Origin of the sequence: Halorhodospira abdelmalekii, from assembly GCF_016583625.1 — a bacterium.
In the GTDB taxonomy this organism is placed as follows: domain Bacteria; phylum Pseudomonadota; class Gammaproteobacteria; order Nitrococcales; family Halorhodospiraceae; genus Halorhodospira; species Halorhodospira abdelmalekii.
Map to the genome: position 1 here is coordinate 107781 of NZ_NRRN01000001.1, position 25317 is coordinate 133097.

The window sequence follows — 25317 nt, forward strand, 5'->3', positions numbered from 1 at the left end:
GGTGCGTCGATAAAGACAGCAACCGCCGCTGTCTGCCGATGATAACCGATTTTCCTGCGGCTGTCTGTGTTGGCCTGCTGCCGTCTGACTCTGCAGTGGCTCTCTACCGCCCCGGGGCGTGAAGCCGCCCGGTGGCTTGCTGAAGTATACTCGCCCGGTTACCCTGTTTTTTTAAAGCCTTTTAATGTCTGGGTGTGGCGGATGGCTTGGATGGGCGCTTGCGGTAATGGGCTGCGGTGCACAGTGTGGCTGGATCTTCCGGATCTTCGCAGCATAAGAGGCGTGAGGACGGTTTAGATGGTTGAGTGTGAAGAGGGCTCGATCGTTCCAGGCTCTGGCGGGAGCAGCGCAAAGTCAACCCCGCAGCGCAAGGCGTCGGCTATTGATGAACAGCAGCGCTATCGTCTGGCGCAGAAGGCGGCAGGGTTTGGGGTCTGGGAGTGGGATCTGGCGGCCGACCGAATCGCCTGGGATGAAGCCTGCTGGCTTCAGCTTGGTTACCCGCCGGAGCAGTGTGGTCCGCTCGACTACGCCACTTGGCGAGCGATGATTCACCCGGACGATCTGGCGCGCATCGAGCCGATCGTACAGCGGCGGCTTGCAGAGGGGCGATCGTTCTCTGTGGAATTTCGCTATCGGTGTGCAGATGGCGATTGGCTGTGGGTGCAGGGGCGTGGCCAAACCATGCGACGGACACCGTCAGGGAAGCCAGCCTTGATGGTCGGTACACATGTCGACGTGCAACAGCTAAAGGAGACAGAGTCCGCCCTGCGGCGGCGCGAACACGAGTTGACCGAGGCGAAACGCATTGCGCGCTTGGGGCACTGGATGGCTGATCTACAGCGCGGAACGGTGCACTGGTCTGACGAAATCTATCAAATTTTTGGGCTAGCCAACGCTAGGCCGCCGATCACCGTTGAGCGGTTTATGGCAATGGTCCACCCTGAAGACCGCCATGCGGTTCAGGCGACGCTGGAGCGGCCGCTCCAGCATGGTGTCCAGTTTGATATTGAGCACCGCATCGTACGCCCTGATGGCGGCGTGCGTATTCTCCACCAGCGCGGCTGCACCGAGTTCGACCAACAGGGCAGCGCTTGGTTCTGGCGCGGTACCACGCAAGATGTCAGCGAGCAGCGAAAGCTGCAGGAGGCTCTCGCCGAACGGGAGGCGCACTATCGGGATCTCGTCGAAAACCACCCACTTATGGTGGAGCGGTTTTTGCCGGATAGCACGGTCACCTTCGTGAATCGCACCTTGGCCGATTTTTTTGAGTGCGATCCGGAGCAGCTGGTCGGTCGGCGCTGGTTGGATGTCGTTCCGGAGAAGGAGCGCACGGAGGTGCGCGCGCACTTGGCGAGCTATACCCCCGAGAGTCCGATCGGCACCTTCGAAAACAGCATTCCACAGCGCTGTGGCGGTCTTCGGAGGGTGCAGTGGACGTGTCGTGCCTTTTTTGATGACGATGACCGGATTGCTTCTTTTCAGGCGGTGGGTATCGATATCACCGAACGCAAGCAGCAGCAGGTAGCGTTGGAGCAGGCCCGTGAAGAGGCCGAGCGTGCGAGCCGCGCCAAGAGCGAATTTCTCGCTAATATGAGCCACGAAATTCGCACGCCGATGAATGCGGTGATCGGCTTGAGCCAGCTGCTGCTTGATACCGATCTAGATGCGCGACAGCTCGATCATCTCAAGAAGATTCACAGCTCTTCGCGGATGTTGCTCGGCATTATTAATGACATTCTTGACTTCTCCAAGATCGAGTCAGGGCAGCTCGCCCTTGAGGCGCACCCTTTTGACCTGGGCGAAATTTTTGACCATTTGGCGACGCTCTTTATCGATAGTACCCACGCCAAAGAGCTTGAGCTGATCTACGCTGTGCAGCCTGATCTGCCACGCTCGCTAGTTGGCGATTCGCTGCGCATCACACAGGTTTTGACTAACCTGCTAAGCAACGCAATTAAGTTTACGCCGCGTGGTGGGACCATAGAATTGGCGGTGTATACGGTGCAGGAGCATAAGGTGCCTCACTGTGTAGAACCAGAGACGGCGACGATCCACTTTCAGGTGCGCGACAGTGGCATCGGTATGAGCGAGGAACAGATTGCCCGTATCTTTAAGCCGTTCACTCAGGCTGATACCTCGACGACTCGGCAGTATGGTGGCACGGGCTTGGGGTTGGCGATTGGGCGGAGCCTGGTCGCCAAGATGGGAGGGAGCCTCAGTGTGCAATCGCAGCCTGGCGTAGGCAGCACCTTCTTTTTTACCGTGCGGCTGCCGATAGTAAAGGCTTCAAGCAGTCGTACGGTTGGCAACCCCCCTTACCGTGGAACGCGCGGTCGGCGCGTGCTGATCGTTGATGATCATGAGAGCGCACGGCGTGTCATGCGCGGGCTGCTTGACTATTGCCAGTATGAGACGCATGAGGCCGATAGTGGTGAGGCGGCCATTGAGCAGGTTGCTGCGGCAGAGCAGCGCGCCGCACCGTTCGATTTCATTTTGATGGACTGGTCGATGCCAGGAGGGCTCAACGGGCGGCAGACCTGTGAGGAGCTGGAGCGGCGGCGCCAGCGCGGCGAGTTGGCGCAGACTCGGCCGCTGACTGTCATGGTGAGCGCCTACGACGGGGATCAGATGGCTCTGCCTGCAGGGCTAATACAAGGCTTTTTAACTAAGCCGGTTACAGCTTCAGCGCTTTATCAAGCGCTGGTACAGGCTGAGCAGGGTGAAGCGAGAGCGTCCCCCCATGCCGCAGCGACGCTGGTGTGCGTCCCTGATCTGACTGGGATGGTGCTTCTTCTCGTAGAGGACAACCTTGTAAATCAAGAAGTCGCAATTCTTATGCTGGAAAAGACTGGGGCGCAGATCGAGGTGGCAGGCGACGGCGCCGAGGCACTGGCTGCGGTTGCGACACGCCGGCCTGATTTAATCTTTATGGATCTGCAAATGCCGGTCATGGATGGTTTCGAGGCCTCACAGCGACTGCTTGCCTCTGGCTATTCGGGGCCGATTATTGCCTTGTCGGCAGCAGTGCTGGATGAAGACCGCCAGCGTGCTGAGGCGGCTGGTATGCGTGAACTGATTAAAAAACCGATTGAACCGGAAGCACTCTACGCCACGTTGATAGCCTATTTGCGGGCGCCGGTGCCGGCAGCAACTGTAGACACTGTAGACAAGGGCAGGGGCGACGGCGAAGGCGAGGGCAAGGGCGAGGGCAAGGGCGAGGGCAAGGACAAGGGCGAAGAAGGGGGAAGAGCGCAGCTCGAAACCGCTGGCGCTGGTCCAGATAGGCTGCCCGCTGCACTCCCCGGTTTTGATATGACACGTGGGTTGCGAGTCGCATGTGGTAATGAGCAGATCTATGTTCGCCTATTGAAACTCTTTCAAGGCCAACTGTCGGGCTACCTCACTGCGCTTATCGAGCCACTTCGCAGCGGGGAGATGACTGACCAGGAGGCGTTGCAGCGGCAGGCTCATACGCTCAAAGGCAGCGGCGATCATGTCGGTGCTGTTGCCATTGCTGAACTGGCCGCGCAGATTGAGCAAACAATAAAACGAAGTGAGCCGATCGACGAAACAGTGGTGAATGCTTTAGAACAGCAGATAGAAATCGCCGCGCAAGCCCTCGAAGCATGGCTTCGTGACTCCCTGGGTAGCGCTGGAAATGGGCGGTAAGTTTTTAAATAAGCAAGACAAGACAGGGGGTTATGGTGGTCCGCGTACATTTCGAGCCTAGTGGAACCCTGGACGGCTTGGCCGCTGCACTCCAGACACTGGCTAGCGAGCCTGAGAGTGGTGCGCTGATGGTGCTTGCATGCGATGCCAACGGCTGGTCGGCAGAAGCACTCGATCCAGTCCTAAAAACCTGCACGGTGCCGGTCTTCGGTGGGATCTTCCCGCAAGTCGCCTACCACAATCAAAACTACGAACGGGGTTCCCTGCTTATTGCCTTCGATGCTGCGCCGGAGGTCGCCTGCGTGCCAGGGCTTAGCGAGGAGGAGGCTGATTTCGATGAACGAGTTGAGAGCGCTACCGAACACTGGGGGCATGCGGAGGGAGAGACGACGCTGCTCGTTTTCGTCGATGGATTGTCAAGCCGGATCAGTGCGCTGGTCGAGGGCCTATTCGTTAACTTCGGTCTAGAGAATAACTTTATCGGCGGTGGTGCGGGTTCTCTAAGCTTCCAAAAAAAGCCTTGTATTTTTACCAATGATGGGCTTTTTGCTGACGTTGCGCTACTTGTCCGTTTGCCGCTGCGCAGCAGTATCGGTGTGACGCACGGTTGGCAACCGGTGAGTGATCCACTCAAAGTTACCGGGGCGCGGGGGAACGTCATTACAACTTTGGATTGGGAGCCGGCGTTCACTGTATATCAGCGTTTAGTTAAGGCACACAGTGGGGTAGAGGTTCGCGCTGAAGATTTTTTTGCAGTAGCCAAATCTTACCCGTTTGGTATGACTAAATTGGGTGCCGAAGTTGTCGTCCGTGATCCGCTGATGGTCGAGAACGAAAGCGATCTGGTGTGCGTCGGAGAGGTCCCTGAAGGCTCCTTTGTGCGGCTGCTAAATGGCACCCCGGAAACGTTAATTGAGGCTGCAGAAAAGGCACGTCAAATCGCTCTGCCCGAGTCGGTGGGGAGCAGTTTTGGCTGCTGTCTGTTTATAGATTGTATCTCACGCGTTCTTTTTCTTGGCGAGCGAATTGCCGATGAGCTGTACGCGGTCGGCAGTGAGTACCCAGTCTGCGGTGCCTTTACTCTCGGTGAAATTGCTAACAGCGGAGATGCCTTCCTGGAGTTTTATAACAAGACCTCTGTCTTTGGTGTCTTGTACGATCAGGACTGATTCATGAAAGAGAAGCTAGCAAAAATATTGCTTGTTGATGATGATCCTGGCATTAGGTTCCTTGTTCAGCACGGATTAATCCAGGCAGGCTATCAAGTGATTGAGGCTAGTAACGGGCTAGAGGCTTTAAGCTGCTTTGAAACGGTCAGGCCGGATCTGCTTCTGATTGATGTAAGCATGCCGGAACTAGATGGTTTTGAAACAGTTGCAGCTATTCGTCAGCGCGACGATGGTAAGATGATTCCTTTGGTGATGGTGACAGGTTCTGATGACAGTGAGTCTGTGACGAAGGCTTTCGACGTCGGCGCTACCGATTTTATCACCAAGCCGATCAACTTGCCCATCTTAACGCAGCGGGTACGCTACGCCCTGGCCGGTGCTGAGCGTGAGCAGCGCTTGCAGCGCATCCACCTCGAGCAGCAAAGTGCCTGTCAGTTGGCTAAGCTTGGGTTTTGGCGGCTTGAGGTGGCCACCGGGGCGTTGCAATGGTCATCCGACGCGGCCACTCTACTCGGGCGATCCGTCGATATGCCGAACAGTGTGGCTGCGCTGATCGCCGAGGCAAATCCAGAGCAGCAACCTTCTCTCCGGCAGGCATTTGATCGGCTTACAGAGGGCGTTTCAGACAGGTTGGATTTGGAAATACAGTTAGTGCGCCAAGGCAACAGTTGTATTATTAAGTTGCAAAGCAGTCGGCATATTGACCACGCTGTAGTCATTGGCGCTTTTCAGGATGTGACTGCACTGCGCGCCTTTGAGGACCAGGCCCTCTATCTCGTCGAACACGACGAATTGACTGGTTTGCCCAACCATCGACTATTTACACGTTTATTGGCAGATCAGCTAAAGGCACGTTTCCAGGGAGGCAAAGAGGAAGGCGCAGCACGCACGGCTATGGTGGTGATCGATATCGATCGCTTACATCGCATCAACGACGCCTTTGGTGCGAAACGCGGGGATGAGGCACTAGTCGCTTTGGCTGGGCGGTTGGGACAGCTCATTCCAGCCAATGCTAATGCCAGTGTGCTCCTGTGCCGGCTTGAGTCAGATAGTTTTGGGATGGCAGTCCCACTAGAAAGCATCGATCTTGCCACGCTGCAAGCGAAACTTCAAGAGCCGCTCGATCTCTCCTTAAAAATTAATGGCCGTAGGGTTTATATTGACTGTAGCGTCGGAGTCGCCCTCTATCCCGATGATGCACAAGAAGCAGATGCTTTGGTGCAGGCTGCCCAGGCCGCCGAGCGGGAGACCAATCGCGATCAAAACCGGCGCTTGGTCCAGTTCTCCGAAGTGGGCACAGCTCGCCAGGAGGGGCGGGTGATTCTGGAGAGCGACTTACGTTGCGCACTCGATAAAAAAGAGTTTTTCTTGCTCTATCAGCCTCAGCAGCATTTAGCGAATCGGAACATCGTAGGGGTCGAGGCGTTGTTGCGTTGGAACCACTCTGAGCGTGGTGTTGTGTCACCGGCTGAATTCATTCCCATTTTGGAAGAGACCGGCTTGATTCGTGCCGTCGGTGATTGGATTCTTGAAGAAGCAATGCGCCAGAGTCTCGCCTGGTCGCAACAGGGGGTCAGCCTTAAGATGTCGATCAATCTTGCCGCAACGCAGGTCGAAGATCCACAGTTGGTTCATCGCCTTGCTGCCCTCCTGGATGCTTACCGTTTGCCGGCCCACTCTATTGAGCTCGAAATCACTGAAAGCACCGCAATGCAGGCACCAGAGCAGACGCTGCTAAACCTGAAGAAATTTAAAGACCTCGGTTTTCGAGTTGCTATCGATGATTTTGGGACTGGCTATTCCTCCCTCTCATACCTGCTCCAATTTCCGCTCGACACCTTGAAGATAGATCGCGCTTTTGTTTCTGAGATTACTCAAGGTAAGCGAAATCGAGCGATCGTGACCGCGCTTAGCACTTTAAGCTTTTATTTGGGCTTAAAAACTATTGCCGAAGGTGTTGAGACGGAGTCACAGCGCGATTATCTTGACGCTTTGAATATTGACGAAATCCAAGGTTTTTTGATAGCTCGACCGCTGCCAGGAGAGGAGATTGTCGAGTTTTTGCAGAAGACCTGTGCCGATTTCTCTTTAGAGCGTAAGTCTGTTCAGCTTTGATTGACTTGCTATGGGGCTGAATTAGACAAGAGGGGATCTCACGAGCCCCCCCCAGTTGAACCATCTATGTTCAATGGTTCGGCGGGCTGCGGGCCGAGTTTTTCGAAGTGTCTGAGAGCGGTGGGAGGCTGAGAGTTGAGAAGGGTGCCGCCCGAGGTCACGCAATTATCAGGCCGGATTGGGAGCTATTGACAATGCATGGAGTAAGCTCCGGCTGTGTGGACAGCCGGCAGGAGCTTGAGATCCTCTACGAGATCTCTTTAGCGATCGGTCACGGGTTAGAGTTGTCGGCCATGCTCAAACAGGCTGTCGGTACGATCATGCGCCAGCTCAGCTGCAAAGCTGCAGTGGTCCTTAAGTATGAGTCGAGCGATTTTGAAAGCTCACACAAAGAGTCAAGCTCAAACCAGGCGGTGCTAAACTGGGATGCTCTTTATTGCATCCCAAAAAGCGCAAGTGCAGCATCTGATTTTCAGGCGGTCATAGAAGAGTTTCAGCTGCCACGCAATACTGTAGAGCTTGAGGAGCAGGAGCGATCCGCTGAGCGGGGTGATTTGCCGTGCAGCACAGTTTTAAATGGTTCCGTCTATTACGGTTTTTTTCTTCCGCAGTTTGGTTTTTTAATATTAAAAAGGGTTAACTCTCCTCTTTCCCGAACGTTGCTGTTGTCCTTAAATACTTTAATGAGCAAGCTCGCATATTCGGCTGTAGCTTGTCTCCACGATGCGCAACTCAAAAAACAAATTGAAGCGGCTCAGGCAGCAAATGTTGCCAAAGGTCAATTCCTTGCCAACATGAGCCACGAGATTCGTACTCCGATGAACGGCGTGATCGGTATGCTAGATATCACGCTAGAGACCGAGCTGCAACCGCGGCAGCGTGACCATCTCCGTCAAGCGCGGCTCTCCGCTCAGCATTTGATGGAGATCATCAACTTGATTCTCGACATTTCGAAAATAGAGGCAAAAAAATTCAGTCTGAGGCCAGAGCCTACGGATTTTTTTGAGTTCATCGGAGAGTTGATTAAAAGCCATATGCCACACGCGCTGAGTAAGCAGCTTAATCTGCTCTACGATGTTGATCCGAAGTTGCCGCGTTGGGTTGAAATCGACTCGACACGATTGCGTCAAATCATGTCCAATCTAATTGGCAACGCCTTAAAATTTACCGATCGAGGTAGCGTTAAGCTTGTTGTCTCTGCTGTTCACCGAGCTGAGATCGATTGCAGTGATGAATGCACTCATTGGGCGCGCATCGATGTGGAGGATAGCGGGGTCGGGATTCCAGCTGGCCATCTGTCCAAAATATTTAATGCATTCGAGCAAGTCGACAGCAAGACAACACGGCAATTTGAGGGCACGGGACTCGGGTTAGCCATTACCCGTGAGCTGGTCGAGATCATGGGCGGAACCATTACCGTTGAAAGTGAGTTAGATCAGGGCACTCGGTTCTCTGTGATGCTGCCATTGAAATCGATTGCTGCGCCGAGCATGAGTTCTTATGAAGCGCCAATTTTAACCGCTTCTTCGTATCGTGTCTTGGTGGTTGATGACGAGAGCCTGAACCGCTCTGTGATCCACCACATGTTGGAAATTTTAGGTGTTGCATGTGAAGCGAAAGTGAGTGCTCCAGAGGGGTTGTTGGCGCTGCGTACGGCCCGTGAAGAGGGGCGACCATTTAATCTGTTGCTGCTTGATGCCAATATGCCTGGTATGGATGGCTACGCAATGGCTGCCGAAGTTTTGCGAGAAAAGCTTCTTTGTCCGGCGCAAATTCAAGTGCTAAGTTCTTCGGCATTTGCTGGAGAAGATGTACGCGATCCGCACTCTTTTTCTGACTACCAGGGCCTCTGCCAGCAGGGTTGCCCAATTTGCAACGGCGAGTTGACGCTGTGTCAGAAATTTCAGCGGCAAACTTTAACAAAACCGATCACGTTGTCCGATTTGCGGCAGCTGCTCTTCCGCCAGGAGGCTGGCGCTTTGCAAAGCTTAAAGGAGAACGATGGACAGTCTCTGTTGACCGGGCAGCGCTTAAGTATTTTGATTGCCGAAGACAATGCAATCAATCAAGAGGTCTTGCTAGCCCTGCTGGAAAAATATCAAGTTCTATGTACTGTGGCTAACGATGGTCTTGAGGCCGTCAAACGGGCCTGTAAAGAGCGTTTTGATCTTGTTTTTATGGATATCATGATGCCGAAAATGGATGGCTTGGAGGCTACCCGTAAAATTCGTAAGCATGAGCAGCAACAGCAGTGGCCGCGGGTGCCTATTATTGCCTTAACCGCTAAGGCCATGAAGGGTGATCGTGAGGAATATCTTGAGCAGGGTATGGACGGATACGTTGCAAAACCGATTCATGCCGAGCTCCTTTTCAAGGAAATGGAGCGCCTTCTGAGTCAACATTACGGGTCTAGTAGCGTTTTTGATGACGCTGCTGTGGGATCGACTTACTCGGATCTCGATGCCTGGCTTGATACTGGCGAAGCAACAGAGCAAGAAGCGGCGCTGCCTATCGCTAGCCGCCCGGTTTTAGACGGTGCAGTAGGAGCGATCAATGTGGATCAGCAGCTATTCGATTGGGATCGGGCAGTTCGTCAGCTCGGTGCGGAAGAGTCGCTATTGGCCTTGTTTCTGTCGCGCTTTCTCACCGATTTGCCATCTGCCGAGCAGCGCGTAAAAAATGCATTAGCGCAACGTGATGCACAGCTGTTAAAAATGGAGGTGCATACTTTAAAGAGCCTGTGTGCAACCCTCTGTTTGGAGCAGGCAAGAGCGGGGTTTGCGGCGCTAGAGCAGGCGAGTGGTGACCCTGCAGACAATTGGGCAGCGCTTGAGCTGCAAGTTGGTGCGGTCTTCGAGCATCTGCAGCAGGTGCGTCCGATGCTCGATGAGAAGCTCAAAAAAAACCACTCGGATGTCTAGGTGAATTGATGGAACCGACTGAACAGCCCCCTTATTGTATCGCGCTGCAGCCGATTTGTGACCGCACGTTGCGTCATGTCGCCGATAAATTACTGTATCGCTCCCACAGTGGAGCGACTGTCGCCTCAATCGAAGACCCATTTCTTGCTACAGTGCGCTCTTACTCAGCTGCGATCTATGAGGTTGGTATTGAGAATCTTGTGGGTGACCGTATGCTCTTATTTACCGCGCCGCTCGAGTGGATCGAGCAGAGCGGCTTTTTTGAACTCCCCGCTGGAAAAGTTTTTGCAGAGTTGACCCTCGATTTCTTCGAGTTGCCTGATGCGCTCGCTGCCATGCGGCGCTTACGCGCTACCGGCTATTCAATTGCTTTGAGTCAAACTGTCTTCGAAAAAAATCCAGAGGTCCCTGTTAGTGAAGTGGATCTCATAAAGGTCGACAGTCGAAGGCCTAACCTTGAGGAACTTGCCGAGCGTTTTCGAGGCCAGGGGCCGCGCCTTATGGCGACTTTTGTCGAAGATCAAGCTAGTCTAGCACGTGCCCGTGCTGCCGGTTTTGATTGGTTTATGGGGTTTGTCTTTTTGCCGCCACAAGAGGTTAAGGAGAGTGGCCGAAAGCGCCAGAGTAATCGTAATGTTGAGCTCCGTTTGCTCGCTGAACTCAATTCCACAGATGTGGGGTTTGAGCGGCTAGAAGCGCTGCTTGCACAGCATCCGCATTTTTGTCTTATGCTTTTTTCAAAGGCAAACTCTGGCGCCTTTGCAAGAGGCAATCGTCGCATCGAAAATTTATACGATGCAGTGATGCGTCTTGGCTTGGAGAGGGTGAAGACGATGGCGTCGCTGCTGCTGCTCAATCGCAACGATCCGATCGAGGCCGTGCAGGTTCGTATGCTTTTAAATCGTGCCGCGATGGCTGCTCGTATCGCGCAGCGGCTGCGAAGTATCGACCGTGATACCGCATTTACCCTGGGTTTGTTTTCTCGCCTCGCTGCGTTAGAAGGCGTGCCGATGCCCGCTCTCCTCCAGGGCATGCCTTTCTCTGTCCCGATGCAACAGGCTCTGCTCAAGCGTGAAGGCGAGATGGGCAAACTTTTAGATGTGTTAGATGCGCATGAGACGGGAGAGGTCGCGCACCTTAAATCTGCCGTAGTAGCGAAACTCAACGAAGACTTCGTTCACGCTAGCGCCTGGACCGAGCGCTGGCTGATAGCAGATCACGGCTGAAGGCGTCTTGAAGGTGTCTTGAAGGTGTCTTGAAGGCGTCTGCGGCAGTGGTTGGTTGGCACCGTCGCCGGCGGTGGCTGCAAAGTTCCAGGCCAGATTGCACTCGCCTTATTTTCGTTTTTCGCAAGACCGCTCAACCGCCGGTAAGGTGCATGGGGCGGGGCAGTGCGGCGCACTGTGACGGTGGGTCATCGAAAGCGTGGCCGCGGGGTTTGCGGGCGATTGCGGTGCGGATAGTCTTTTCGAGCCGCTGCGGCATTGCTGGTGTGGCGCGCAAGAGGGCGCGCAGATCACTCGTAGCGGCGCTACCGAGACACGGTATCAATTGGCCGGTTGCGGTAATCCGAACGCGGTTACAGCGGTCACAGAAGTGCTGTGAGCGGGGCGAGATTAAGCCGATCAAAGTCGCCGTGTTGTCGAGTTGGTAGTAGCGTGACGGCCCTCCAGTGTCGGTTGCTACCGGGGTCAGGGTGAAGCGTTCGGTGAGTCGCTGGAGGATTTGCTGTGCGGGTACGAACGGATCACCATTGTGGCCGCTATGGCCGCTATGGCCGCTATGGCCGCTATGGCCGCTATGGCCGCTATGAGTGCGGTCTCTATCGATCGGCATCTGCTCAATGAAGGTAAGATCAAAGCCGTGCTCGGCGGCGAAGGCGGCCAGCTGCGGAATCTCGAGTTCGTGTGCACCGGGCGAGATAACCGCATTGAGCTTGATGCGTTCGAACCCGGCTGCGCGGGCGGCAGCGATGCCGTCGAGAACCTGGGAGAGGCGGCCGGTCCCGGTTCGCCGGAGAAAGCGTCTCTCCTCCAGGGAGTCGAGGCTGATATTGATGCGCGTTACACCGGCCCGGCGGAGGGCCTCGGCGTAGCGGGGGAGCAGTGTGCCGTTGGTCGTCAGCGCCAGCTCGTTGAGCCTGGGGTGGGTGCCGATGCGGGAGATAAGATCAATGACATTGCGCCGGATAAGCGGCTCGCCCCCGGTGATGCGGATTTTGCGGATGCCGAGTTCGATCAAGAGGGTGGCGAGCCGTTCGAGTTCTTCGAGGCTCAGCACCTGCTGGCTGCTCGTCTTCGTAATGGTAGGGCTGGCGCAGTAGGCGCAGCGCATGTTGCAGCGGTCGGTTACGGAGAGCCGCAGGTAGGTGATCGGCCGACCGTACGGGTCGATCAAAGGCGTTCTCGCCGGTACGCTCCGGTGCGCTTCGCTCACGTCGGGGACCCCTACTGGCCCTACTTGGAGCGCAGATCGGAGCGCAGACGGGGCAGCAAGTGAATAAAATTGCACGGCCGGCTGCGGGCGTCGAGCTGGTCGCCGAGCAGACGGTCCCATGCGGTGCAGCAGGCCGAAGTCGATCCAGGAAGGGCGAAGAGTAGCGTGGCGTTGGCGATCCCTGCAAAGGCGCGCGACTGGATCGTCGCCGGTCCGATCTCTTCGTAAGAGAGCTGGCGGAAGAGCTCACCAAAGCCGTCGATTTCGCGGTCGAGCAGCGGCCGTGCCGCTTCTGGAGTAACGTCCCGCGCGGTCAGTCCCGTACCGCCGTTTATGATGATCGCATCGATCTCTGGGTCGGCAATCCAGGTCGAGAGTGCCGCCCTTATCCGGTAGCGATCATCGGTAAGAATCTCGCGTGCGGCGAGAGTGTGCCCACTGGCGGTAATGCGCGCTGCCAGCTCAGCGCCGGAGGTGTCTTCGGCGAGGCCGCGGGTGTCGGAGACAGTCAGTAGTGCTATGGCAATGGGGATAAATTCGGTGGCGGCGTGGCTGCCCATGAAGCGTTCTCCTGATTAAGTCGAGTCGGTTGTGCTGCCGATTGTGCGCTCGGGTTGAGGGTGCGCAGCGCAGCCCACTCCTGGGGGGTGTTGATATTGCTCATCGCCGCGGTTATGACCGTGGTCGCGGGCAGTGGCAGCTCGCGACTGCCCAGCGCGCGGTGAAGGGCGTAGACGCGATCGACCGACTGCGGTAGCGGGCCGCTGCGCAGGTAAGCGGGCAGTGGATGACCACTGAAGAAGGCGCCTTCGGGGTGGCGCAGGAGCTCTTGGAGCAGCGCGACGGGTAGCAGCGGCATATCGACCGGGACCACGAGGACTCCGAGCCCACGGGGGAGGGCGGAGAGCAGCTGCGCAAGGGCAGCCCCGGGGCCGTGGTAGGGCGCCCTATCGGCGATGTATCGGTATCCGGGGCGCTCGCCGCTGACGTAGACCGGCATCGGGGCGCTCGCTTCCAGCTTCGCCACCATGTGATCGAGTAGCGTCTGATCGCCCCACGGTAGGAGAGCCTTGTCGCACCCCATCCGCGCCGCTTGACCACCGGCCAGCACGACCCCGACGCGCCGGGCTCCGGCTGGCAGATGCAGAGTAGGGGGCGGCTGGTGACTCATTCTGGGTCGACCTGACGCTCGGCGGCGAGCAGTGAGTGACCGGGCAGCCACTCGCGGCGGCCGTCCGAGTAGCGCTCCTCTTTCCAGATCGGTGCACGCTGCTTGAGCTGATCGATGAGATAGCGACACCCAGCAAAGCTCTCCTGTCGATGCGCAGCGCTAACAGCAACGATCACGCTGATCTCGCCGGGGAGTCGTTCGCCGCTGGCGTGGACGATGTAGATCCGCAGGCCAGGCCACTGCTCTACGGCCTCTGCGGCGATCGACCGGAAGGTCTGCTCGGCCAGCAGGAGGTGGACGTCGTAGTGGAGGGCGCTCACCGACTCGCCGGCATGGTGGTCGCGGACGGTGCCGGTGAAGAGGTTGACGGCCCCGTGGTGAGGGGTGTGGACGAAGGCGAAGGCGGCGGCCGGATCGAGCGGGTCCGATTGGATCGCGGTGTAGATCGGGTCGGCGGTCACTGCGTTCTCCTCCACGTTGCCGTTGATCATCCTTCGCTCCACTGGCTGCCCTGGAGCCAGGGCGATTGCCATTGTCGGGTGGTGGCCGAGCACATGATCCAGCCCTCCAAATTTAACCGCCGTTGACCGGGGGGAGCGCGAGCAGGCGGGTCGGTCTCGACAAGACCCACTCGGATGTAAGGATGGTCTCCTCTTCGGCGAGTGCTGAGCGCTCTAGGAGCGGGTGCGCGTGGGGCGGCAGGGCCTCGGCGAGGGCGCGCTTGACTTGGCGCACATCGGCCCGGGGCGCGACCGTAAGCGCGATCCGATCGCCGTATTCGCGCAAGGCGCCGAAAAACTCAACCTCGATCTGGATTGGGTCGGTGCTCTGCATACGTGGCCTCAGGCGGTGTGGTTGGCGCGCCCCGATCCGACCCATCGTCCCGACTTACCGCCCTCCTTGATGAGCAAGCGGACGTCGCCAATGGTGAGATCGGGTTCGATCTGCTTGGCCAGATCCCAGATGGTCAGCAGTCCTGCCTGGACGGCGGTGAGCGCCTCCATCTCAACGCCGGTCTTGGTGTGAGCGGCGACCTCGGCGTAGAGCGTGACGCTAAACGTGGTTGGGTTGAGTTCGTGACGAATCTGGATCGCATCGAGGGGCAGCGGATGGCAGAGTGGGATCCAGTGGGCGGTCTGTTTGGCGGCCAGTAGGCCGGCAGTTTCGGCGAGGAGCAGGGCGTCGCCCTTGGGCAGCGTACGATCGCGGACGTGGGCAAAGGCGCGTTTGCCGAGGTAGATGGTGCCGCAAGCGAGGGCTTGCCGGTGGGTCGGCGCTTTCTCCTGGATGTTGACCATCGCAAAGTGGGGCTCAGACATAGCAGGGATCGTCCATTCTCGGTGCAGCCTGGTAGTGAAGCTGGATCGCTGAGTTGCTGAGTTGCTGAGTTGCTGAGTTGCTGAGTTGCTGATTCGTTGAATCGCCGGTCGGTTGTAACAGTTGTTACTGTTGTAGCGACTGCACGTCGGTTTGTGTACTCGGCCAAAGGGGATAGGTTTCGAGCCACGCTCCCCCTTTCAGACGATCGGCCCCCGGGGGCAGCAGAGTCCAGCAGTTGCCGGTAAGTGCCGCGTGCGTCATAAAAGAGCTTTGACCGCGTGGCAGTTTGACGCATGGGCGGTGGTCGTGGTCGTGATGGAGTGTGCCGAGGACGATGATGGTGAAGCCTGCCTTCTTCTCGAATGGATGGGTCAGTCGCGCTAGCAGCGGGCGCTCCGGGGCCGCGCCTGTCATTGTGTGCAGCGCAGGCGTGAGGAGGAGGCGCAATCCAACTGCGGTAGCGAGCGGATTACCGGGGAGTCCGAAGTAGAGCCGACCGTTCGGCAGGCGCGCTAGGAGCGCCGGTTTGCCGGGGCGGGCGGCGACTTTGTGGAAGAGGATCTTGGCACCGATCTGCTCGAGCCCGGCACGCACGAAATCGCTCTCACCGCCGGCCGAGACGGCCCCGCTGGAGACCAGCAGATCGACACCATCATCCATCAATTGGCGTAGCGTCGCCGTGAAGGCGTCTAACTCGTCCCGGAGATGGATTCGGTGGACTACGTCGCAGCCGAGGCGGCGCAGGGCAGCGTCGCCGTAGTGGTAGGTGGAGTTGTAGATTTGGCCCGGAGCCAGCGCGCTGCCCAAGGTGTGAGTGAGCTCGTTACCGGTGGTGATGAGCGCCGCTGTCGGGCGGCGGTAGACGCGAACCTGCTCAATTCCGAGGGCGGCCAGGGGCATCAGGTGGGTGGTGGTCAGCGGCGTGCCGGGCTGCAGGACGACGTCGCCGGCGGTAAAGTCTTCGCCAGCGTAGCGGACGTTGGCGCCGCGGCTTTGCGGGGGCCGCAAAATCGAGACCCACTCCGCCGTGCGTTCGGTCTGTTCAAACGGGATGATCGTGTCGGCACCGGGAGGGAGGGGGGCGCCGGTCAAGACGGTTGCACACTCGCCGGCGGCTAGCGGGTGTTGCAGCGGCGGGGTGCCGGCCGTTACGGTGGCGACAATGCGTAGCTGCGGTAACGCGGTGGGGCTGGCTGGGGCGCAGTCGGCATGGCGAACGGCGTAGCCGTCCATCGCCGCATTGTCGAACGGCTGCAGTGCGATCGGTGCGGTGACCTGTTCGGCGCAGATCCGACCGTCGATCTGTGCGAGCGGGCACGCCTCGGTGGCCAGCGTGTGCCGACTGGCGGCTTCTCGGATTAGCGTGACCGCGTCGGTAAAAGAGATCATGGCGTATCAGGGTCCTCACAGGCCCGCGCCACTGCATCGGGCCGTTTGAACTCCAACCTACGCCTACAGTGAATATCCTTCAATATCAATTAATTGGGTTGACGATCAGGGCTGTTGATATCTCGAAATGGGGGCTAGAGATGGCCGTCGTGGAGCGAAGAGCAAAGGCGCAACCCCACGACCCGATGCTGCGCCGGCCGTTGCACGCGCCGTTTCGGGATATCACCTAAGTTGGGATAATTATCCACAGACTGATATCGGCTCTTTTGAGCCGGGCGGCGTATGGCCGTAAGCCACTGATCTTCCCCGTGTGAAGCTGTAAACTATTGAACCATAAGCCTGTGATCGAGTGAGCAGAAATTAGACAAGTTGCCTCGAAGCCTTGATTGGCGAGAACTTAAGGGAGCTACTCACGATTCTTCCACAGAGTTATCCACAGGCTTTGGGGATAAGTCTCGTGCCGTGTGTGCGCCTGGATGTTCTTTGCTAGAGTCCTGATAGGGTGCAAGCAGGATCCCCGCCTATTTCAACTCAGGAGAACTGCGCGATGTCGATTACTGAAGGTTGCCCCGCCCCCGATTTCACCCTGCACGACGCCGAAGGCAGTGCGGTCTCGCTGAGCAACTACCGCGGCCAGCCCGTCGTAGTCTATTTCTACCCGAAGGACGAAACGCCTGGCTGCACCAAGGAGGCGTGTGCCTTCCGCGACCTGTGGGACGATCTGCGTGCCGCAGGTGCCGTTGTGATCGGGGTCTCTCCCGATGACGCTGCTTCGCATCAGCAGTTTCGCGAGCGCCACCGTCTGCCCTTTGTTCTGCTCAGCGACCCCGATAAGGAGGTAATGAGTCGCTACGGCGCATGGGGTGAGAAGACTCTATATGGCCGTAAGAGCATGGGCGTAATCCGTTCCACGGTTCTCGTCGATGCCGAAGGTCTCGTGCGCAAGCATTGGCGACGGGTTACCAAAGCTGAGGCACACCCGGCGAAGGTGCTTGAGGCGGTTCAAGCCCTCTAGGTCTCTGGGCCTCTAAACCTCCAAGTGCCCGGGTCTTTATAGTGCGGCCATTGCCGCCCCATAGGGAGGTAGCTCTTCTGTACCAGCTAGGTGCACAGCAGCCCGGTAAACGAAGCGATTATCCACAGTCCGAGGCGGCCGCCCCCGCTGTAGCGAGGGAGGCGGCCCTAACTCCTTGATGCTTCATTCTGTCGGCGTAACACGCTGATAAATAAAGCCTGTGCCGAATGAGCAAAAAGTAACCAATTGCCAAGCGCGGCGTTCTGGCAAGGGGTTGGTGCGATTGCTCACGATTCATCCACAGAGTTATCCACAAGCTTTGGGGATAAGTTTCGCTGCCTGGCAGGTGCGCCTCACTTGGCCCGACGAAAGGCCTCGGCTAAGGCGGTGGTCGGCTCGGTCGAGGCGTCGCCCTTCTTCTGGCCGCGATCGCGCTGACCGGTACTGCCTCGGGCCGCGGTCGCTGCTCCTCGCTGTTGAGCCTGCGCGGGCTGTCCGCGTCCACTGTGGCCCCCGCTGCGCTGCGGTCGTTCACTGCGTCCGTCGTTATCGCTGCGACCGCGCACCGCCTGGCCCCGTCCTTGCCGTCCTTGGCCTCCTTCCTGTCGTTCCTGCGGCGGGCGCCGACGCGAGGTGCTGGAAGGCGCGGCGGCGGAGTCCACCGGGTCGTCATCGAGGCGCAGCGAAAGACCGATGCGGCGGCGCTCCAAATCGAGCTGTACGACCTTGACCGTGACGACATCGCCGGCGCGCACGACATCGCGCGGCTCCTTGACGAACTCATAGGAGAGCGCCGAGATGTGCGCTAGACCGTCCTGGTGGACCCCGATATCGATGAAGGCGCCGAAGTTGGCGACGTTGGTGACGGTCCCCTCCAGGACCATGCCGAGTTCCAAGTCCTCTGGCTTCTCGACCCCGGCGCGGAAAGCGGCGGTGCGAAACTCCGGGCGCGGATCGCGGCCCGGCTTGGCGAGTTCGCGCAGAATATCGCGTACCGTCGGTTCGCCGAACGCTTCATCGGTAAAATCGCGCGGACTTAGACCGTTGAGAAAGGGCTCATCGCCGATCAGGGCGCCGACCTCGCGGCCGGTCGCCGCACAGATGCGCTCGACCACCGGATAGGCCTCGGGGTGAACCGCCGAGGCATCGAGCGGGTTATCGCCCTGTGGGATGCGCAGAAAGCCGGCCGCCTGCTCGAAGGCCTTCGGGCCGAGACGAGGCACCTTATGCAGATCGCGTCGTGAGCGGAAGGCACCGCTGGCGTAGCGGTGGCTGACGATCTTCGCCGCCAACCCCGAGCCGAGACCGGAGACGCGCGCCAACAACGGCTCCGAGGCGGTATTGACGTCGACGCCGACGGCGTTGACGCAGTCCTCCACCACCGCATCCAGCTTACGGCTCAAGCGGCTTTGATTGACGTCGTGCTGGTACTGGCCGACCCCGATCGATTGCGGATCGATCTTGACCAGCTCGGCAAGTGGATCCTGCAGTCGGCGTGCGATCGAGACGGCCCCGCGCAGCGAGACATCGAGATCGGGCAGTTCGCGTGCCGCTGCCGCCGAGGCTGAATAGACCGAAGCGCCGGCTTCGGAGACGACGACCTTGTGCAGTTTCAGCTCAGGGTGACGCTTGATCAGTTCACCTACGAGGGCGTCGGTCTCGCGCGAGGCGGTGCCGTTGCCAATGGCCACCAGGCCGACGGCGTGCTTGCGCGCCAGCTCAGCCAGGGTCGATAGCGCCCCAGCCGGGTCTTTGCGCCCGGCGAAGGGGTAGATGGTGGCCGTCTCGGCCACCGCGCCGGTGGCGTCGATCACGGCGACCTTCACGCCAGTGCGCAGCCCAGGATCGAGGCCGATGGTGGCGCGCGGTCCGGCCGGAGCGGCGAGCAGCAAGTCTTCAAGATTGGCGCCAAAGACGCGGATTGCCTCCTCCTCGGCCCGCTCGCGCAACTGCCGCTTCAGGGCCAGATCGAGGTGAGGTGCTAGCTTCCCGCGCCACGCTAAGCGCACAGTGCGAGTCAGCCAAGCGTCAGCGGGTCGGCCGCGATCGACGACACCGAAGTGACGGGCGATGGCCGCCTCGCCAACGTTGACGTCGACGCTGTTCGCTGCGGGCGTTGCGGCATCGCCGTAGGCTTCAGCATCCGACCAGGCAATCTCCAGCCGCAGCACGCCCTCGTTGTGCCCGCGGAGCATGGCCAAGGCACGGTGCGACGGGACTTTGCACAGCGCCTCGGCGTGCTCGAAGTAGTCGCGAAAGCGCGCCCCCTTCTCCTGTTCGCCGTCGACAACACGGCTAACTAGATAACCCTTATGCCAGCCGTAGTCGCGCAGGGCGGCAATCAAGTCGGCCTCCTCGGCGAAGCGCTCCATCAGGATCTGCTGAGCGCCCTCCAGGGCGGCCTCGACAGTCGGTACAGTGGGCGGCTGCACGTCGTCGTCGGTGGGGCTCTGGTCGGTGCCGGTTACGAAGGGGAGGGCGGCTTGCTGCGGCTCTTGTTCCGGATCGTTGAGGAGGGCATCGGCGAGCGGTTCGAGGCCGGCCTCTTTGGCGATCTGCGCCTTGGTGCGGCGCTTTTTCTGGTAGGGGCGGTAGAGGTCTTCGAGACGAGTCTTGGTCTCTGCGGCACGGATGCTCGCGGTCAGTTCGACGGTCAGCTTGCCCTGTTCGTCGATGGCCTTGAGGACGCTCTCTTTGCGTGTTTCGAGTTCGCGCAAGTAGGTCAGGCGCTCCTCGAGGGAGCGCAGCTGAGAGTCGTCGAGTCCGCCGGTGGCCTCTTTACGGTAGCGGGCGATAAAGGGCACGGTGGCGCCGTCGTCGAGCAGTTGTACGGCAGCCTCAATCTGGCGCTGTTGGACACCGAGTTCAGCGGCGATCCGCGCGGGTATGGTCTCTATGGTCTCTATGGTCTCAATGGTCATGGGTCAACGATCCTTTAGGGCGTCCGCTACGCCACTGCTGTCCGGCAACGTCCGGTGGCGACGCGCTAACCTTCGAGGTTGTGAACCGGAGGGTAGGCGACGGAGGGCTGTGGCGCGCCGTGGAGCGCAAAGTTTCAGCGTGCGATTGTAGCGAAAAGAGGTGAGTGCAGCACCGCCCGGGGTTCGCATGCCGAGATCACATTGCTGTCGTGCGCGCCAGACCACCCCGGTTCATACTCAACGCGCGCTGGTGTAATCGCACTGTCGTGTGGCGCTCGCCACTCCCCTTCGCTTTTGCTATATGATACAACCGTGTAGTGCCAGACTCGGACAGACACCAGACTCGGACAGGCAATGGTGCCTGTCTCGGGCGCCATCGGGCGCCATCGGGCGTCAATGTTCTGGCGACAACGCTTCCCGCGACCCACGTCGCGGCTTTCCTTGCGGAGGGACTATGAAAAAGATTCGCACCGTTCTGTCGTTTGCGCTTCCCGTCACTTTTCTGCTTTCGTCTGCCGCCGTTTACGCAGAGATTCCTTCGGCGACAGAGGCGTGCGCCGATGAAGAGAGCGAAGTGACACCCTCCGCTGCCTTTGCCACGCTGGAGGAGGGCAAGGTGGTGTATCACGAGGCCACCGGCCTGGAGTGGCGGCGCTGCGCCGAGGGCATGAGTTGGGAGGATGGTCGTTGTCAGGGCAACGCTCAGGCGCTGAACTGGCAGGAGGCGCGAGAGCGTGCCGAGGCCGCTGGGGAGGGGTGGCGTCTGCCGACCATCGCCGAGCTGCACAGTATCGTCGAGCGTTGCCGCATCGGTGCGGCGATCAACGCGCAGGTCTTCCCTGAGACGCCGGCGAGCTTCTTCTGGTCGGCTTCGCCCTACGCCGGCAGCTCACAGAGCGCTTGGGGCGTCTACTTCCATACCGGGCGCGACGGCTGGAACGGCAAAAACGGCACCCACAAGGTCCGTTTGGTGCGCGACAGCGAGTGAGTCGCTTGGCGTTTGCCTGATATAGAGTGGGGGGAGCAGGATGGGTGAAGAGCGCAAAGGGCCCTCGGCCAGTCGCACCACCTTGCGCATGACTGAGCATTGGCAGCGAATCGCGATGGCCAGTAGCCGCTTAGCCGCCGGTGTTGCGCGCCGTCAGTTGACCGGCGACTTCTTCACCTTCCCCGACCCGTTGCTGATCAGTCGCTCCTATCAGCAGCTGGGCTGCTCCCTCCTCGCCAATCCGCAGGCGTTACTCGGTTTGCAGCAGGCGCTGATCAACGACAGCTTTCAGCTCTGGCAGCAGAGTTTGGTGCCGGGTGTTGCGGGCGAGGCCGCGGACAAAGGGAGCGCTGCTGCTAAGCCGGATCGCCGTTTTCAACACGCTGCGTGGCTTGAGAACAGCGCCTGTGACTTTATTCGACGCAGTTACCAAATGTTGGCCAGTCGCACGCTCGAAACGGCACAGGCGGCCGGCAACCTCGAACCGCAGACCCAGCGCATGGTCGAGTTCTATACGCGCCAGTACGTCGATGCGCTCTCGCCGACCAATTTCGCGCTCACCAATCCAGCCGTCGTCGAGCGGGCGATTGAGACCGGTGGTGAGAGCCTGCTGTGCGGCTTGGCGAATATCCTCGAAGATCTTGCCGACGGCGATGGTCAGCTGCGTCTGCGCCACGTCGATCCGAATGCCTTCGAGATCGGTCACGATCTGGCTTCGACCCCTGGGCGGGTGGTCTTTGAGAATCGGCTGATGCAGCTCATCCAGTACAGCCCGACCACCGAGACTGTTCACCAGCGCCCGCTGCTGATCGTGCCGCCGTGGATCAACAAGTTCTACATCCTCGATCTCAACGAGAAGAAGTCGTGGATTCGCTGGGCGGTGGCTCAGGGCCACACCGTCTTTGTCATCTCCTGGGTTAATCCCGGGGCCGAGTTGGCCGAGACGACCTTCGACGACTACCTGACCGAAGGGCCGGTCGCGGCCCTTGACGCCATCCGCGACCTAACCGGTGCAGAGCAGGTCAACGCCGTTGGCTACTGCATCGGTGGTACCCTGCTGGCGACCACCTTGGCGTGGCTGGCCGCGGGCGGCGAGCAGGAGCGGATCGTCAGCGCGACCTTCTTGACCACTATGCTCGACTTCTCAGAGGTCGGCGAGCTGGCCGTCTTTATCGACGATGAGCAAATCACCCAACTCGAGCAGCACATGACCCGCACGGGTTATCTCCAAGGGGCGTTGCTCGGCCAGGCGTTTAATCTGCTTCAGGCCAACGACCTGATCTGGGGCTACGTGATCAACAACTACTTGCTCGGACGCGAACCGGTGCCGTTCGATTTGCTCTATTGGAACGGTGATAACACCTGCATGCCGGCGCGCATGCAGTCGTGGTACCTGCGCAACCTCTATCTGGAGAACCGCCTCCGTGAACCCAATGCCCTTGAGCTCGCTGGTCGCCGCATCGATCTTGGCAAGGTAAAGACCCCGGCTTACTTTCTCTCGACCGCGGCCGATCACATCGCGCCGTGGCGCAGCACTTACCGCAGCGCGCGCCTGCTCGCCGGTCCGGTGCGCTTCGTGCTTGGTGGCTCCGGTCACGTCGCTGGGGTCATCAACCCAGAGAACTCCGGCAAGTACGGCTACCGCACCCACAATCAGCTGCTCGCCGATCCCGAGGCGTGGCTCGCTGCGGCCCAAGAGCAGTCGGGGTCGTGGTGGCCCGATTGGCGGGCGTGGGTTGAGGGCCACGCCGGCGAGCGCGTCGCTGCGCGAACCCCGGCGCCAGGCATCGAACCGGCCCCGGGGCGCTACGTCAAGGTGCGCGCACCGAAGGGGGCGGCGGTCTGAGCGGTTCTGTTACGAGCGGCCCGTCACCCGCCCTTGGCCTCGGTCCTGTCCCAGCGCATATCAAACATGCCGGCCCTATCTGGCCTTATCCCTGCGCGGTGATCTTCTCGATCAACTCCTCGCGAACGCGCTCTGCATCCTCGTGGGCGATCTGACAGGTGCCGGCTGCTAAGTGTCCACCGCCGCCGTAGGCCAGCATCAAACTGCCCACATCGACCGGTGAGCCGCGATCGAGAATCGACTTGCCGACCGCGAAGACCGTATTTTGGCGCTGAAAGCCCATGAAGATGCTCATTGAGATGTTGCACTGCGGGTAGAGCGCATAGAGCATGAAGCGGTTGCCCGGCCAGATGGTCTCCTCCTCGCGCAAATCCATCTCCAGCAGCTTGCCGTGGACTTTACCGCAACGCTGCAGCTGCTCCTTGAACTTCTCCTCATGCTCGAAGTAGCACTCCACTCGCTCTTTCACATCGGGCAGCTGCAAGATCTCGTCGATTGAGTGGTCCTTGCAGTAGCTGATCAGGTCCATCATGAGCTGGTAGTTGGAGACGGTAAAGTGGCGAAACCGTCCCAGGCCGGTGCGTGCGTCCATCAGGAAGTTGAGCAGCGGCCAGCCTTGCGGATTAATAATCTCGTCGCGAGTGAAGTCGGCCGAATCGCCCTTATCGACCGCCGCCATCATCTCATCCCAGGCTGCTGGAAAGGTGTCGTGACCGCCGAAGTGGCGCCACACAACCCGCGCTGCGGAAGGCGCCGAGGGGTCGATGATGTGGTTCGGTTGCTCGCCGACCCGGTGCACCTCTGAGTGGTGGTGATCGAAGCAGATGGCGACGCGTGGGTCGTAGGGGAGGTTGGTGGTGATGTCGCGTTCGGTAAAATCGATCTTGCCGTCCTGTACATCTTTGGGGTGGACGAATTTGATCTCATCGACCTTCCCTAAATGCTCAAGGAGCACAGCGCAGACCAGTCCATCGAAATCACTTCTCGTGACCAGGCGGTGTCTTTGGTTGTCCATCTCGATCTCACTCGTGGTTGCCAAGGCGCGCCGAATCGGGTACGGCAGTATGCATTCTAATACTACCCCGTTTTGGGTGGGGGTGTGAAATAGGTCGTCGCTGCGCTTATCGGCCTTTAGGTCTGGGAAGGATGGCGTGCGGCACGGGCATCCCCCTTGTGGGGATTCGCTGCGCCGCTACGTTGGTTTCGTTCTCTGAACCTACGGCTGGGCGGGACGAAAGTAACGCGTGCTCACTGCCCGCTGTCGGATGCCGGAACCAGCCGCAACAGCGGGGCGCTACCGGCATCGACCAGCACGTAAACATAGCCGTCGTGCGGGCCCACGCGGACATCGCGGATTCGCCAACCATGCCCCTCCAAGAGACGCTCCTCGTCCAACAGCTGCTCGCCATCGAGCGCGAAGCGGGCCAAATACTGCCGACCCAAGCCACCGACAAAGAGGTCGCCCTGCCATTCGGGGAAGGCTTCGCCCTCATAGAAGGCCATCCCCGAGGGTGGAAAAGCCTGATCTTCCCAGTAGTGTACCGGATCGATTGTTTCGGGAAGCTCGGGCGGTAAGCGACCAATGGAGCCTCCCGTGCTGTACTCTCGGCTGTATGTTGCGATGGGCCAGCCGAAGTTGCCGCCGGCCACCAGAATATTGATCTCGTCTCCGGCGCGTTGACCGTGTTCGTTGATCCAGATCGCACCGCTCTCCGGATGGAGCGCCATCCCTTGGGCGTTGCGGTGGCCGTAACTGAAGATGGCATCCAGAGCCTCGTCGTCCTCGACAAAGGGATTATCGGCAGGAATGCGGCCGTCGGCATGCAGCCGCAACACCTTGCCGTGGTGGCTCTGCAAGTCCTGTGCAGCGTAGCGGTTCCGCCGGTCGCCAACGGTGACATAGAGGTGCTGCTCTGCGTCGAAGAGCAGTCGCGAACCAAAGTGGCCGCCGCCGGAGACAAACGGCGTGGCGACGTGTAGCACCTCGAAGTTTCGCAACTCGCGGTTCGGCAAATCGAGCTCACCCCGACCTACATGCGTCGCGTAGCCGCCCTCTCCGGCGGCCGAGTAGCTCAAATAGACCCACGGTTGCTCAGGGTAGTCGGGGTGAAGAGCCACATCCAGCAGCCCCCCTTGACCGATAAGGGCCACCTCCGGCGTGCCCGCGATCGGCTCTACCAAACGGCGCCGCAGTGCTCCGCCTATAGCCGCGCAGCGGCTTAGGGGGTGGTGAAGCGGCGCATGGCGCGCAGCGCCATTACTCTGGGGCTTCCTGTTGTTCGATGTACTGCTTCAAGACCGACAGCGGCGCACCACCGACGGTAATGATGCAGTAGCTGCGACTCCAGAATACC

General features: G+C 59.3%; 19 protein-coding genes. 8 read left to right on the forward strand and 11 right to left on the reverse strand.

The genetic code is table 11. The features are described 5' to 3' along the window. Nucleotides 1-297: 297 nt before the first annotated feature. The 5 genes from CKO15_RS00490 (at nt 298) to CKO15_RS00510 (ending at nt 11103) form a co-directional block, all read left to right on the forward strand. Nucleotides 298-3672, forward strand: a complete 3375-nt coding sequence (locus tag CKO15_RS00490) for a PAS domain-containing protein (RefSeq protein ID WP_200191395.1) — start codon at nt 298-300, stop codon at nt 3670-3672. 32 nt (nt 3673-3704) lie between these two features. Further along, nucleotides 3705-4841: an FIST signal transduction protein gene (locus CKO15_RS00495; RefSeq protein ID WP_200191397.1), complete on the forward strand. Its 1137-nt coding sequence runs from the start codon at nt 3705-3707 to the stop codon at nt 4839-4841. A 3-nt stretch (nt 4842-4844) separates the two neighbouring features. Next, the gene (locus CKO15_RS00500; protein ID WP_200191399.1) at nt 4845-6956 is read left to right on the forward strand and encodes a putative bifunctional diguanylate cyclase/phosphodiesterase; all 2112 of its coding nucleotides are present in this window, start codon (nt 4845-4847) and stop codon (nt 6954-6956) included. Between the two features lie 218 nt (nt 6957-7174). Next, nucleotides 7175-9877 (forward strand): response regulator, encoded by a 2703-nt coding sequence (locus CKO15_RS00505; protein WP_200191401.1) that lies wholly within the window; start codon nt 7175-7177, stop codon nt 9875-9877. Between the two features lie 8 nt (nt 9878-9885). Further along, the gene (locus CKO15_RS00510; protein WP_200191403.1) at nt 9886-11103 is read left to right on the forward strand and encodes an EAL and HDOD domain-containing protein; all 1218 of its coding nucleotides are present in this window, start codon (nt 9886-9888) and stop codon (nt 11101-11103) included. 133 nt (nt 11104-11236) lie between these two features. Here CKO15_RS00510 and moaA read toward each other — a convergent pair whose 3' ends face one another. The 7 genes from moaA to CKO15_RS00545 all read right to left on the reverse strand — a co-directional run bounded on the left by moaA (nt 11237) and on the right by CKO15_RS00545 (nt 16193). Beyond that, nucleotides 11237-12313 (reverse strand): GTP 3',8-cyclase MoaA, encoded by a 1077-nt coding sequence (gene moaA / locus CKO15_RS00515; RefSeq protein ID WP_338035961.1) that lies wholly within the window; start codon nt 12311-12313, stop codon nt 11237-11239. A 20-nt stretch (nt 12314-12333) separates the two neighbouring features. After that, a complete protein-coding gene (gene moaB, locus CKO15_RS00520) occupies nt 12334-12873 on the reverse strand; it encodes a molybdenum cofactor biosynthesis protein B (protein WP_200191406.1) in 540 nt (179 codons plus the stop codon). Then, nucleotides 12831-13484, reverse strand: a complete 654-nt coding sequence (mobA, locus tag CKO15_RS00525) for a molybdenum cofactor guanylyltransferase (protein WP_200191408.1) — start codon at nt 13482-13484, stop codon at nt 12831-12833. Before mobA ends, moaB begins: the two co-directional genes overlap by 43 nt. Beyond that, nucleotides 13481-13975: a molybdenum cofactor biosynthesis protein MoaE gene (locus tag CKO15_RS00530; RefSeq protein WP_200191410.1), complete on the reverse strand. Its 495-nt coding sequence runs from the start codon at nt 13973-13975 to the stop codon at nt 13481-13483. Before CKO15_RS00530 ends, mobA begins: the two co-directional genes overlap by 4 nt. Before the next feature lie 82 nt (nt 13976-14057). After that, entirely contained in the window at nt 14058-14318 is a 261-nt protein-coding gene (locus CKO15_RS00535; RefSeq protein ID WP_200191412.1) for a MoaD/ThiS family protein, read from the reverse strand. Between the two features lie 8 nt (nt 14319-14326). Further along, nucleotides 14327-14803 (reverse strand): cyclic pyranopterin monophosphate synthase, encoded by a 477-nt coding sequence (gene moaC, locus CKO15_RS00540; RefSeq protein ID WP_200191414.1) that lies wholly within the window; start codon nt 14801-14803, stop codon nt 14327-14329. 124 nt (nt 14804-14927) lie between these two features. Beyond that, nucleotides 14928-16193, reverse strand: a complete 1266-nt coding sequence (locus CKO15_RS00545; RefSeq protein ID WP_200191416.1) for a molybdopterin molybdotransferase MoeA — start codon at nt 16191-16193, stop codon at nt 14928-14930. A 547-nt stretch (nt 16194-16740) separates the two neighbouring features. Here CKO15_RS00545 and bcp point away from each other — a divergent pair. Then, nucleotides 16741-17208 carry a thioredoxin-dependent thiol peroxidase gene (bcp, locus tag CKO15_RS00550; protein ID WP_200191418.1) on the forward strand — a complete coding sequence of 156 codons (468 nt, stop codon included), beginning with the start codon at nt 16741-16743 and terminating at the stop codon, nt 17206-17208. Between the two features lie 353 nt (nt 17209-17561). Here the strand turns inward: bcp and CKO15_RS00555 are convergent, their stop codons facing one another. Further along, nucleotides 17562-20129 (reverse strand): Tex family protein, encoded by a 2568-nt coding sequence (locus tag CKO15_RS00555; RefSeq protein ID WP_200191420.1) that lies wholly within the window; start codon nt 20127-20129, stop codon nt 17562-17564. Between the two features lie 454 nt (nt 20130-20583). Here CKO15_RS00555 and CKO15_RS00560 point away from each other — a divergent pair, with 454 nt between their 5' ends. Both CKO15_RS00560 and CKO15_RS00565 read left to right on the forward strand, forming a co-directional pair. After that, the gene (locus CKO15_RS00560) at nt 20584-21117 is read left to right on the forward strand and encodes an Lcl C-terminal domain-containing protein (RefSeq protein WP_200191422.1); all 534 of its coding nucleotides are present in this window, start codon (nt 20584-20586) and stop codon (nt 21115-21117) included. A gap of 40 nt (nt 21118-21157) precedes the next feature. Then, nucleotides 21158-22963 (forward strand): PHA/PHB synthase family protein, encoded by a 1806-nt coding sequence (locus CKO15_RS00565; protein WP_200191424.1) that lies wholly within the window; start codon nt 21158-21160, stop codon nt 22961-22963. An 85-nt stretch (nt 22964-23048) separates the two neighbouring features. Here the strand turns inward: CKO15_RS00565 and CKO15_RS00570 are convergent, their stop codons facing one another. The 3 genes from CKO15_RS00570 to CKO15_RS14620 all read right to left on the reverse strand — a co-directional run. After that, nucleotides 23049-23978: a DHH family phosphoesterase gene (locus CKO15_RS00570; protein ID WP_200191426.1), complete on the reverse strand. Its 930-nt coding sequence runs from the start codon at nt 23976-23978 to the stop codon at nt 23049-23051. 233 nt (nt 23979-24211) lie between these two features. Continuing rightward, nucleotides 24212-25144 carry a PQQ-dependent sugar dehydrogenase gene (locus CKO15_RS00575; RefSeq protein WP_200191428.1) on the reverse strand — a complete coding sequence of 311 codons (933 nt, stop codon included), beginning with the start codon at nt 25142-25144 and terminating at the stop codon, nt 24212-24214. Between the two features lie 76 nt (nt 25145-25220). Further along, nucleotides 25221-25317: transposase (locus CKO15_RS14620; protein ID WP_200191430.1), on the reverse strand; the 97-nt coding region annotated here is incomplete at its 5' end.